This window comes from Oerskovia sp. NPDC056781 (assembly GCF_042789955.1).
GTDB classification, from domain to species: domain Bacteria; phylum Actinomycetota; class Actinomycetes; order Actinomycetales; family Cellulomonadaceae; genus Oerskovia; species Oerskovia rustica.
Window position 1 is genome coordinate 1 of the sequence record NZ_JBHUAD010000128.1, and the last position, 11,407, is coordinate 11,407.

The following is an 11,407-nucleotide window of genomic DNA, read 5'->3' on the forward strand; positions in this document are numbered from 1 at the left end:
GCGGTCGCGATGCCGGTGATGTTGCCCGCGATCTCCGAAGCACCCGTCGCGGACTCCTGCACCCCACGAGACATCTCCGTCGTCGTCGCGGTCTGCTCCTCCACCGCCGACGCGATCGTCAGCTGATAGTCGTTGATCCGCCCGATGATGTCCGCGATCTCACCGATCGCCCCCACCGCACTCGACGTGTCGTCCTGGATCGCCTCCACCCGACGAGCAATGTCCTCCGTCGCCTTCGCCGTCTCCTGCGCCAGCTCCTTGACCTCAGAAGCCACCACCGCGAACCCCTTGCCCGCCTCCCCCGCACGAGCCGCCTCGATCGTCGCGTTCAACGCCAACAGATTCGTCTGCTCGGCGATCGAGGTGATCACCTTCACCACATCACCGATCTCCTGCGAGCTCGTACCCAGCTTCTGCACCGTCACGTTCGTCGACGCCGCACGATCCGTCGCACGATTGGCCACCTTCGCCGCCTCGTTCGAGTTCTGCGCGATCTCCCGGATCGAGGCCCCCATCTGCTCAGCCCCCGCAGCCACCGTCCGCACGTTCTGCGACACCTGCTCCGCAGCCGCAGCCACCACCCCCGACTGCGCCGCCGTCTCCTCCGACGACGCCGAGAACTGCGCGCCTGCGTACGACAGGCGATCGGCCGCTCCGGCCACCTCCTGGGCCGTGCCGGCGACCGTCGAGATGATCGCCCGCAGGCTCGTCTGCGCGGTCGCGAGGGCCACGGCCATCTGACCGATCTCGTCGCGGCTGTCCACGTCCGCACGGACCGTCAGGTCGCCCTCGGCGAGCGCGACCAACGAGCGGCGCACCTTCTCGGCCGACCGGCGGATCCCGTTCGCGACGACGAGCGCGACGACGAGCGCGACCACCAGTCCGGCCAGCCCGAGGACGATCATCGTGACGACGGTCTTCTGGGCGTGGGCCGCGGCCTCGTCGGAGACCGACGCGGCGTACTCGTTCGCGGCCTTGCCCGCGAGGGAGAGCGCTGAGACGTGCGCCGCGATGAGAGCGTCGTTGCGCGACTGGATCTCGGAGGTCACCGCCTTGTCCTCGACGGCCGGCATGAGCGTCGAGTCCCGGTAGGAGACCCAGTCAGCCCACGCCGTCTTGAACGTCTCCCAGTTCGGCTCGGCCATCGTGCCGAGCATCGCGTCGTACGCGGCGATGTCCTCCGCCAGGTCTGCGTCGGTCGCCTCCATCTGTGCGACGACCGCGGACCGGGCCGACCCCTCGACGATGTCGTACTGGTACGTCAGTCGCCACGCTTCCTGCGCACCGTGGTCGATCTGGGCGTTGAGGCGCAGCGCGGTGTTCCCCACGTCGGCCACGGTCGCGGTGTCCTCGAGCGTCGAGCGCAGGCCCTGCAGGGCGACGGCGACGGTCCCCACGAGCACGAGGACGAGGACGCCGAGCGCGACGATGATCCGGGTCCGGACGGAGAGGTCGCCGAAGCGGGAGCGGCGCGGCCGCGAGGTCGCGGACGTCAGGGACGTGGACATGGGTACTCCTGGGCGGTGTGATGAACGGGGAGGGGTTTGCCTGCTCGGCCTGCGTGCGTGCGCACGGTGCCGATCACGGCGCGCTCACGACGCCACGGCGTCGACGTCGAGCGCGAGCAGCAGCTGGCCGGAGAGCTTGTAGGTGCCGAGGATCACGGCTCGCAGCGCCTCGGACAGGGTCTGGGGAGGCAGCTCGAACTGGTCCTCGTCGACCACGAGCACGTCGCCGATCCGGTCGACGAGCAGGCTCACGGTCTCGTCGCCCACGAAGACGACGGCCATCATCTGCTCGCCGTCGTGCGCGGGCATGCCGAGCCGTCGTCGGAGGTCGACCGTGAGGACGACCTGGCCGCGGAGGTTGACGAGGCCCGCGACGTCGTCGGGGGCGAGCGGCACACGCGTGCGCGGCCGGCTCGGCAGGACCTCCTGGACCCGGTCGACGGGGATGCCGCAGAGCCGGTCGCCCAGCGTGAACGTCACGAGTCTCGTGCTCATCGCACACCTGCCAGGAGGTCGTCGTCGAAGGCCGCCCGTGCGGCGAGGCCGTCCGGGGCGTCGGGGTCGTCCGGGTCGTCGTCGAAGAAGCCCGCGTCCGCGGCGCGCACGGCGCTGCGCACGTCGAGCAGCTCGGTGACGCGCTGGTCGAGGACGGTCGACCCCACGAGGCCGTGGTCGTCGATGTCGCTGTGCAGCCGGGCGTCGTCCTCGACGATGTCGAGGATCTCCGACACGGCCATCGCGATGCTGCGACCACCTCGGGTGTACACGACGACGTCGAGCTCGTCACCGGTCGGGCCGCCGACGGCGCCCAGCACCCGATCGAGCCGGACCAGCGGGACGAGCGCACCGCGGTACTGGAGCACCTCGCGCGTCCCGACCTGCTCGATGCGGTCCGTGCGGATCCGTTCGAGCCGCGTGACCGCGGACAGCGGGATCGCGACGCGGCGGTCACCGGCGGCGACGACCAGCACCTGGTGCGTCGCCTTGGCGGCCTGCGCCGTCGTCTGCCGACGCACCTTGGCGAGCTCGGCGATCTCGGTGCTGAGCACGCGCCGCGCGATCGCGGGAAGGTCGAGGATGAGGGCGACGCCCCCGTCGCCGAGCACCGTCGCGCCCGAGTACATCCCGATCTGCTTGAGCCGGCTCGCGAGTCCCTTGACGACGATCTCCTCCATGTTGAGGACGCGGTCGACGATCACGCCGAACCGCTGGTCGTCGGCCTCGACGACCGCGATGACGCGGCCCGCGGACTCGGGGGCGAGGTCCAGGACCTCGGCGAGCGAGACGAGCGGGAGCAGCGTCCCGCGCAGGCGGAACACGGGGGCGGTACCGACGTGCTCGATCCGGGTGTCCTGCCCCCCGAGCGCGACGAGCTCCAGGAGGCTGACCTGCGGGATCGCGTAGACCGAGCCGCAGCACGTGACGGTGAGCGCGGGCATGATCGCGAGCGTGAGCGGGATGCGCATCCGCCACGTCGTGCCCTTGCCGACGCTCGACTCGACGTCGACGGACCCACCGATCGCCTCGATGTTCGTCCGGACGACGTCCATCCCGACGCCACGGCCGGAGACGTTGGTGACCTTGGCCGCGGTCGAGAACCCGGGCAGGAACAGCAGGTCCAGCACCTCGGACGACGACATCGCCGCGATCTCGTTGGCGCTGCGCAGCCCCTTCGAGACCGCCGAGCGTCCCACCTTCTCGGGGTCGATGCCCGCGCCGTCGTCGGTGATCTCGACGACGACCTGGCCGTTCGAGTGGTAGGCGCGCAGCGACACGAGGCCCTGGCTCACCTTGCCCACGGCGCGACGTTGGTCGGGCGCCTCGATCCCGTGGTCGACGGCGTTGCGCACCAGGTGCGTCAGGGGGTCCTTCACGGCCTCGAGCAGCGAGCGGTCGAGCTCGGTGTCGCCGCCGGTCATCTCGACGCGCACCTCGCGGCCGAGCATCTTCGCAAGGTCCCGCACGATGCGCGGCATCTTCGACCACACGTGCTCGATGGGCTGCATGCGGGTGCGCATGACACCCTCCTGCAGCTCGGAGGCGATGAGGCTCAGGCGCTGCGCGGACCGCTTGGTCTCCTGGTCCTCACCCGCCCCGGCGATGCGGTCGAACTGGTTGCGGACGAGCACGAGCTCGCCGACCTGCCGCACGAGGGAGTCGAGGAGGTCGACGTCGACGCGGATCGACCCGTCGGCCGCGTTGCGCCCGGGAAGCTCGATCTCCTCGTGCTTGGGCGCGGGGACGGTCGAGGCGGGGGCCGCGGGCTCCGGCGGGGCCTGCACGGGGGCAGGTTCGACGGCGACGGGGGCCACGGGTGCCTGGGCCTCGGCCCGCTCGGGCTCAGGCCGGGGAAGGACGACGGCGTCGGGCTCGAGCGGCGCCGGGTCCTCAGCCGCAGGCGCCTCGGTCGCAGGCTCCTCGGACGCCGGCTCGTCGGACGCCGGCTCCTCGGTGGGCGCGCGCCCCTCCTGCACCGCGACGATCTGGGCGACCATCGACTCGACGTCGACGTCGTCCCCCGCGCCCGCCTCGACCTTGGCGAGGATGGCGCGCAGGGTGTCGACGAGCGCGAGCAGCACGTCCGCGACCTGCGGGTCCATCACGCGCTCGCCGTCACGCAGCTCGGACAGCAGGGACTCCCCGACGTGCGAGACCTTCTCCAGGTTGCCGAACCCGAGGAAGCCGCTCGTGCCCTTGATGGTGTGCACGGTGCGGAAGATGCTGCTGAGCAGCGCGCGCGACGAGGGGTCGCTCTCCAGTGCCACGAGGTCCTGGTCCAGCTGATCGAGGTTCTCGTAGGACTCGACCAAGAACTCGTGGACGATCTCGTCCATCTCGTCCACGCCCGCACCTCCACGCCATCGCTGGCATCGTCGTCGTCGCTCGGAGCGACCTGTCGTCAGGGACACCGGTCCCCCCAGCCCCGGCATCGACCGGGGCTGTCGTCGGTGACTGTCGGTCGTCTCGTGCGGTTGGTGGGGGTGATACCCGGCGCCTCGGGCGGGCCCGGCGACGACGCTCGAGGTCAGGCGGCGCTGTCGAGCGCGCGCGCGAGGGCGAGCGCCAGCGCGATGTCCTCGTCGAGGGTGCGCCGTTCGTCTCGCACGCCGTACCCGGCGGTGACGATCGCGCTCTCGTGCACGCGGTAGTGCGGGTCGCAGAAGAGGAGGTTCCCCTCGTGGGCGACGGTCACCCGGACGCAGGCCGTCGCGCCGCACGCATCGCACCGGTCGCACCGGTCGATCGCGTCGTGCGGGTCGGCGTCCGGGGGCTCCCACGGTCGCCGCAGGTGGTTCATGCCGCGGTGGCCTTCTGGGCCGCGCGGTTCACGAGCCCCGCGGCCTCGGCGCGGGTCAGGCCCTGGATGACGAGCTCGTCGACGAGCGAGGCGATCTGCTCGTGCACGTCGCCGGGGTAGAGAGGGGCGCCTGCTCGTCGGCGCGCGAGCTCCTTGGTCAGGGGTGCGCAGCGCTCGGCGATCGTCTGGGGTCTTGGGCGTGCGGGGGTGGCAGCCATGGGGTGCTCCTCTCGGTGCCTCTGGTCGAGGCGTCGACGGTCCTGCTTCCTATGCAGCGGGATCGGCCGTCTGCAGCGGGACCGGCCGCCGTCCGGCCTGGCTGCGAAGGTCGGTCAGCCCGCCTCGGCGACCCTCGTCGTCTGGCGTGCCGCGGCGACGACGTCCGCGAGGGTGCTGCGCACCTCGAGAGGCGTGCGTCCGAGCGGTGCGCCGGGCAGCGCGACGGCTGCCGCGAGGGCGCCCAGGTAGCGCGCGCTGTCGCGCGTCGACTCACCGGTCCCGCGGTCCGGGTCCCAGGCGGAGCGTGCCTCGTGCTCGTGCTCGACGAACACCGCGGTGAGCTCGGTGATCCAGGCGGCGTCGACCCCGCAGCCGGCGACGGCCTGCTTGACCGCGACCCGGGTGCGGGACAGGGCGGGCCGCCCCGGGCGTGCACGGTCCGCGAGGACGTCGTGCACGAGGAGGTGGGCGATCTTCTGCCCGTACTCGTGCGAGGCGACGGTCTCGAGGTGCTCGTCCTCGTAGGTCGTCCACAGCCCGGCGAGGGTCGCCACGCGCGGGTCCGACGGCGACGCGGTGAACGCGAGGACCGAGCGCAGGGCGAGTCCCTCGTCCTCCTCGATCCACGCGAGCATGCGGGCCCGCACGTCCGGGTCGAGAGGACGCTCGAGGGTGGGCAGGGCGAACGCGTCGCGGATCGCCGCGGCGTCGACGTGCATGCGCAGGACTCCGCGCTGACGGGTGGCAGCGCTCTCGTGGGCAGCGTAGAGGCGGTCGAGCTCCTCGTCGCGCCCCGCGTCGAGGACCTGGACGGCCAGGTCGGGCACCACGGGGAGCTCGTGCACGAGCCCTGCGAGGCGCCCCTCGGCGTCGATCGTGCCCTCGAGGAGGTCCGTCGAGACGATCTGGCCGACCTTGCGGGCCGACCGGACGCTGCGCAGCAGGGTCCGGTGCATGAGCGTGTAGTCCCCGAGCGCCTGGCGGATCGAGCCCGCCGCGCTCGCACCGCCCGCGAAGACCTCGAGGTCGAAGAACTTGGTGCCGTTGCGCCCGCGGGAGTCGCCCTCGGCGCCGTCGGTGCTGGGCAGGTCGAGGATCTTGCGGGTGTAGAAGTCCACGGCGGCATCGACCATGTCGTCGTGGAGGAAGCGCGCGATGCCGTGGCGGTGGCAGTAGCGCGTCGTCTCGGAGCGCACGATGCCCGTGCGGAACACCGCTTCGAAGATGATCATGCGGGCCTCACGCTCGGTGAGGTCGCCTGCGCGCACGCGACGAGCGACGTCGGTCGTGGTGCGGTCGAGCTCGTCGCTCGCACGGTCGTGGACGGACGTACGGGCAGCGGCGGTGACATCGACGTCGACGTCGGCGGTGACGGTGATGGTCTGCATGGCACGTGTGTGTGCGGCGCGCTCGCGAAATTCGGGCCTGCGGACACCTCTGGTGATGTGACGTCTGTCACAGCCCGTCCAAGGGCGCGCCTCCCCGCCACGCAGGCTGGCGCATGCACACCCGGCATAGGCAGCCCCAGACGGTCAGCGAGGAGAGGACGAACGTGGAGCACAGGCGCCGAGCGCTCGACGTCGGACCGGGGGAACACCTCCTCCTGCCCGCGTCGGCGCTCGACACGACGGGACGGCTGCATCTGTGGCGCGCCTTCTCGGGGCTGTACGACGGCGAGCTCCTGCTCTCCCCGCTCACGGCCAGCCCGCTGCCGATGCCCTGGACCGTGCCCGCAGGTCACCGCCGATGGCCCGGTCTGAGGCCGAGCGCGATGTGGCACCCCCTCCTGTGGCTGCCCGCGCGGCTGCGGTCTCCGATCACGCTCCGCGACCCCATGACGGGCGAGACCTGGGGCGAGACGTACGACGAGTGGGCCACCCGGGTCGCGCTCGAGATGACCGAGTCCGGTCCCGTGGTCATCGACGGCGAGCAGTGGGTGCTCCTGCACGACCCGCACCACGGACGGCACGTCCGGCCCTTCGGCCCCGACGACGCGCACCTCGTCCCGCTGTACGACCCGATCACCGGCACCTGGCTCGACGTGCTCTCGACCGTCGGGCTCGACGTCGACGACCCCGATCACCTCACCCGGGTCGAGAGGTGGCTCGCGGGCGACGACGACGAGGCGCTCGACGCCGTCGACCTCGACGTGTTCCTGCAGGCCGCCGACCGCGACCCGGCCTGGGCCCTCGACCGGACGCAGCGTCCCCTCGCCGAGGGCACCGGATACCGCACCTACGTCGAGGACCTGCGCGACGCGTCCTCGACGCTCGTCGCGCGCGAGCTCGACGACCGCGTGACCGACCTCGCGTCCACCCGCCTGCCCGCCCGCGAGCTCGGGCAGCACGTCGGCGCCCTGGCCCGGGCCGCGTCCACGCTCCTGTCGGCGGGCCCCGACGTCGCCGAGGACCTCGGCCTGAGCCTCGGGCTCGTCACCGCCCGGGCCGAGCGCGCAACGACGGTCGAGGCCGTGTCGGCCGCCGTGGCCGACCTGCGCGTGCTGCTCGGCACGGTCGCCGACGCAGCGTCCTTGGGCCTCGACCGCATCGAGCTGCGCGTCGAGATCGAGACCGCCGAGGTGCTGGGACAGGTCGCCCAGCTCACCCGGCCCGCCGGACCGCCCGACGACGCCGCGCGCCCGACGCGAGCCGGTCAGCCCTCGCGGGGTGCGTGCTTCTCGAGGAACGCGTAGACCTCCGAGGCGTCCACGCCCGGGAACGCGCCGGAGGGCAGCGCGGACAGCACGTACTGGTGCATGCGCGCGCTCGGCCAGGCGACCTCCTCCCAGTGGCGCGCGAGCTGGGCCGCGGGCTTGCGGCAGCATGTCTCGTCCGGGCAGGTCGAGGCACGGCGCGCGGTCGTCTCACGGCCCCGGAACCACTTGGCCGAGGCGAACGGGACCCCGACCGTGATCGAGAACTCGCCCGTCGTCGTCGTCCCCGTCTGGGTGCTGCACCAGAAGGTGCCCGCAGGCGTGTCCGTGTACTGGTAGGACTCCGTCGCGCGGTCGCGGCGCGTGAACGCCTCGCGCGCGGCCCACCGGCGACACACGAGCTGCCCCTCGATGGCCCCCGTGACGTCCGCCGGGAAGGGCAGGCCGTCGTTCGCGTACCCGCGGTACAGGGCGCCGTCGTCCCCCACACGCATGAAGTGCACCGGGATGCCCAGGCGCGACGTCGCGAGATTCGTGAAGCGCTGCGACGCGGCCTCGTGCGAGACGCCGAACGCGTCGCGGAAGTCCTCGACCGCGAGGTCCTTGTCCTTCTTGCGCTGCTCCAGGAACTCGACGGCCGCCGACTGCGGCATGAGGCAGCACGCCGCGAAGTACGTGATCTCGACGCGCTGGCGCAGGAAGTTCGCGTACGACGTCGGGCGCTGGTGCCCCAGCACGCGGTGCGCGATCGCCTGGAGGCCGAGCGAGCGCAGGCCGTGGCTGCCCGGGATCGAGGCGGGCGGGAGGTAGATCCGGCCGTTGCGCAGGTCCGTGACCGTGCGCGTCGAGTGCGGCAGGTCGTCGACGTGCAGCAGCGTGAAGCCGAGCTGCTCGGCCATGCGCGCGACCGTGCGGTGCGTCAGGGCGCCCGACGTGTAGCCCGCGCGGCGCGTCATCTCCTCCGCGAGGTCCTCGAGCTCGGGGATGTAGTTGTTGCGCGACTGTCGTTCCAGGCGGAGCTCGGTGTTGGCTCGCCGGGCCTCCTCGGGCGTCGCGATGGCCTCGGACGCGCGCCGGGCCAGCTCGCCGTGCAGACCGACCAGGTTCTCCAGGACCGGCATCGGGAGCTTCTGCGACGCCTTGACCGAGGGCAGGCCGAGGGTCGCGAACAACGGGCCGCGCTGGGCGCGGTCCAGCTCGATCTCGAGCGCGGCCCGGCGCGACGGCGGCTCGTCCGCGAGCAGGTCCCCCACCGCGACGTCGAGCGCGCCCGCGAGCGCCTGGAGCAGCGAGAGCCGCGGTTCACGCTTCCCGTTCTCGATGAGCGACAGGAGGCTCGCGGTGGTTCCCACCTGCGCGCCGAGCGCGTCGAGCGTGAGCCCGCGGCCGGTCCGGAAGTACCGGATCCGGCGCCCCAGGGTGATGAGGTCGGTGCTCGCCGGGGCGTGGACCTCGGGGCTCGTGGGGATCTTGCGGTCTTCGTCGACGGCCATTCCTTGACTCTATGTCAAGATCAGCGATTCTTGACAGTGCTCCAGGTGGAAAACCGCCGTGTTCCGGGTCGATGGTGGAAACAGCAGCACCGACACCCACCGGGTGGACCCGACGACCGCCCAGGACCGGAGACCCTCATGACCGCGACCGCCCATCCCCGCCGCACCCGCCACGCCGCCCTCACGGAGGAGCTGCCCGACGTCCTCACCACCGCGATGGCCGGTGCCGCGTTCGGCCCAGGGGGCCGGCGCGCCACCCGCGACCCGCGCGCCTGGGTCCGGGAGATCGCCGAGCTCACCGAGCCCGACGCGGTCGTGTGGTGCGACGGCTCCGCGGCGGAGAAGCAGCGGCTCGTCGATCTCATGGTCGACGCCGGCACGCTCCTGCCCCTGAACCCCGAGCTGCGCCCCGGCAGCTACCTCGCCCGCTCGAACCCGAGCGACGTGGCCCGTGTCGAGTCCCGCACGTTCATCTGCTCGCGCGACGAGGCCGACGCCGGCCCCACCAACAACTGGCGCGAGCCGGACGCCATGCGCACCGAGCTCCGGGACGTGTTCGACGGGTCGATGCGCGGTCGCACGATGTACGTCGTGCCCTTCTCGATGGGCCCCGTCGGCGGCCCCATCTCCCAGGTCGGCATCCAGGTCACCGACTCGCCCTACGTCGTCGTGAGCATGGGCGTCATGACGCGGGTCGGCAGCGACGTGCTCGCACTGATCGACGCAGGGGCGCCGTTCGTGCCCGCCGTGCACAGCGTGGGTGCGCCGCTCGTCGACGACTCGGGAGCCGTCACGCAGGACGTGCCCTGGCCCTGCAACGACACCAAGTACATCGCCCACTTCCCCGAGACCCGCGAGATCTGGTCCTACGGGTCCGGGTACGGCGGCAACGCGCTGCTCGGCAAGAAGTGCTTCGCCCTGCGCATCGCCTCGGCCATGGCCCGCGACGAGGGCTGGCTCGCCGAGCACATGCTGCTCATCCGGGCCACGTCCCCCGAGGGACGCGCCTACCACCTGGCCGCGGCCTTCCCCTCGGCGTGCGGCAAGACGAACCTCGCGATGCTCCAGCCGACCGTCCCCGGGTGGAAGGTCGAGACCATCGGGGACGACATCGCCTGGCTGCGCCCGGGACCCGACGGGACGCTGCGCGCGATCAACCCCGAGGCCGGGTTCTTCGGCGTCGCCCCCGGCACCGGGATCGACACCAACCCCGTCGCGGTCGCGACGTTCGACCGCGACACCATCTTCACCAACGTCGCCCTGACCGACGACGGCGACGTCTGGTGGGAGGGCCTGACCCCCGAGGCGCCCGCGCACCTCACCGACTGGCTCGGCGACGACTGGACCCCTGGGGCGGAGACCCCCGCCGCGCACCCCAACTCGCGTTTCACGGTCGCGGCCGCGCAGTGCCCGACGATCGCCGACACCTGGGAGGACCCTGCGGGCGTCCCGATCGACGCGATCATCTTCGGCGGTCGGCGTGCGACCAACGTGCCGCTCGTCGCGCAGGCGTACAGCTGGGAGCACGGCGTGTTCATGGGCGCGACGATCTCGTCGGAGCGCACCGCGGCCGCCGAGGGCGCACTGGGCGAGCTGCGCCGCGACCCGTTCGCGATGCTCCCCTTCTGCGGCTACAACATGGCCGACCACTGGGCGCACTGGCTGAGCGTCGGCGCGGGGCTCGACCCGGAGAAGCGGCCCAAGATCTTCCAGGTCAACTGGTTCCGCAAGGACGCCGAGGGCTCGTTCCTGTGGCCGGGGTTCGGGGAGAACTCTCGTGTGGTCGAGTGGATCGCGCAGCAGGTCGACCGCTCGCGCGGTCTGCGGACCGATGCGGGGGCCGTCACGAGCCCCGTGGGTCTGCTGCCCGCACCCGGTGCGCTGGACGTCGACGGGCTGGACCTGCCGGAGGGCGACCTGGAGGCGCTCTTCGAGGTCGACGCCGCCTCGTGGCTCGCGGAGACCGAGCTGACGAGCCAGTTCTTCGACACGTTCGGCAACCGCGTCCCGGACCAGCTGTGGGCACAGCTCGCGCGCCTGCGCTCGCGCCTGGGCGCCGAGTGAGGCGAGGTGCCGCTCCGGTACGCCGAGGGTGACCACCCCGCCCGCCGACGGTGACCGACACACCCGCCGAGGGGGTGGGGGGCCACCCCCGCCGGGGGCGGGGGCGGCGCCCCCCCGAGGGCCCCCCCGGCCCCACGGGGAGACCCCGGGGGGGCCGGGACCGGCGCCCCCG

9 protein-coding genes are annotated in these 11,407 nt (G+C 72.4%); 2 read left to right on the forward strand and 7 right to left on the reverse strand.

Annotation, left to right across the window (positions count from 1 at the left end; translation table 11 throughout):
• From ACFRCR_RS11955 to ACFRCR_RS11980, 6 genes are all read right to left on the reverse strand, one after another.
• Positions 1–1,508, reverse strand: a 1,508-nt coding sequence (locus tag ACFRCR_RS11955; RefSeq protein WP_377677787.1) for a methyl-accepting chemotaxis protein, incomplete at its 3' end; no start/stop codon positions are given.
• Positions 1,509–1,592: 84 nt separating this feature from the next.
• A complete protein-coding gene (locus ACFRCR_RS11960; RefSeq protein ID WP_191797898.1) occupies positions 1,593–2,003 on the reverse strand; it encodes a chemotaxis protein CheW in 411 nt (136 codons plus the stop codon).
• Positions 2,000–4,342, reverse strand: a complete 2,343-nt coding sequence (locus ACFRCR_RS11965; RefSeq protein WP_377677796.1) for a chemotaxis protein CheA — start codon at positions 4,340–4,342, stop codon at positions 2,000–2,002. Before ACFRCR_RS11965 ends, ACFRCR_RS11960 begins: the two co-directional genes overlap by 4 nt.
• Before the next feature lie 191 nt (positions 4,343–4,533).
• Positions 4,534–4,806 (reverse strand): hypothetical protein, encoded by a 273-nt coding sequence (locus ACFRCR_RS11970; protein ID WP_377677788.1) that lies wholly within the window; start codon positions 4,804–4,806, stop codon positions 4,534–4,536.
• Positions 4,803–5,024 carry a hypothetical protein gene (locus ACFRCR_RS11975; RefSeq protein WP_030152901.1) on the reverse strand — a complete coding sequence of 74 codons (222 nt, stop codon included), beginning with the start codon at positions 5,022–5,024 and terminating at the stop codon, positions 4,803–4,805. Before ACFRCR_RS11975 ends, ACFRCR_RS11970 begins: the two co-directional genes overlap by 4 nt.
• Positions 5,025–5,138: 114 nt before the next feature.
• Positions 5,139–6,413 (reverse strand): hypothetical protein, encoded by a 1,275-nt coding sequence (locus tag ACFRCR_RS11980; protein ID WP_377677790.1) that lies wholly within the window; start codon positions 6,411–6,413, stop codon positions 5,139–5,141.
• Between the two features lie 164 nt (positions 6,414–6,577).
• On the opposite strand from ACFRCR_RS11980, the gene ACFRCR_RS11985 reads away from it, so the two are divergent.
• Positions 6,578–7,717 (forward strand): hypothetical protein, encoded by a 1,140-nt coding sequence (locus tag ACFRCR_RS11985; RefSeq protein ID WP_377677792.1) that lies wholly within the window; start codon positions 6,578–6,580, stop codon positions 7,715–7,717.
• Here ACFRCR_RS11985 and ACFRCR_RS11990 read toward each other — a convergent pair.
• Positions 7,678–9,171 (reverse strand): helix-turn-helix domain-containing protein, encoded by a 1,494-nt coding sequence (locus ACFRCR_RS11990; RefSeq protein WP_377677794.1) that lies wholly within the window; start codon positions 9,169–9,171, stop codon positions 7,678–7,680. The two genes, ACFRCR_RS11985 and ACFRCR_RS11990, sit on opposite strands and share 40 nt — an antisense overlap.
• Before the next feature lie 216 nt (positions 9,172–9,387).
• Between ACFRCR_RS11990 and ACFRCR_RS11995 the strand changes: the two genes are divergently transcribed.
• The gene (locus ACFRCR_RS11995) at positions 9,388–11,235 is read left to right on the forward strand and encodes a phosphoenolpyruvate carboxykinase (GTP) (RefSeq protein WP_377677797.1); all 1,848 of its coding nucleotides are present in this window, start codon (positions 9,388–9,390) and stop codon (positions 11,233–11,235) included.
• Positions 11,236–11,407 lie beyond the last annotated feature (172 nt).

Bases quoted from the DNA above. Each gene is read 5' to 3' on its own strand.
- ACFRCR_RS11970 (WP_377677788.1), bottom strand. From the start codon at position 4,806: ATGAACCACCTGCGGCGACCGTGGGAGCCCCCGGACGCCGACCCGCAC.
- ACFRCR_RS11975 (WP_030152901.1), bottom strand. From the start codon at position 5,024: ATGGCTGCCACCCCCGCACGCCCAAGACCCCAGACGATCGCCGAGCGC.
- ACFRCR_RS11960 (WP_191797898.1), bottom strand. From the start codon at position 2,003: ATGAGCACGAGACTCGTGACGTTCACGCTGGGCGACCGGCTCTGCGGC.
- ACFRCR_RS11965 (WP_377677796.1), bottom strand. From the start codon at position 4,342: ATGGACGAGATCGTCCACGAGTTCTTGGTCGAGTCCTACGAGAACCTC.
- ACFRCR_RS11990 (WP_377677794.1), bottom strand. From the start codon at position 9,171: ATGGCCGTCGACGAAGACCGCAAGATCCCCACGAGCCCCGAGGTCCAC.
- ACFRCR_RS11980 (WP_377677790.1), bottom strand. From the start codon at position 6,413: ATGCAGACCATCACCGTCACCGCCGACGTCGACGTCGATGTCACCGCC.
- ACFRCR_RS11995 (WP_377677797.1), top strand. From the start codon at position 9,388: ATGGCCGGTGCCGCGTTCGGCCCAGGGGGCCGGCGCGCCACCCGCGAC.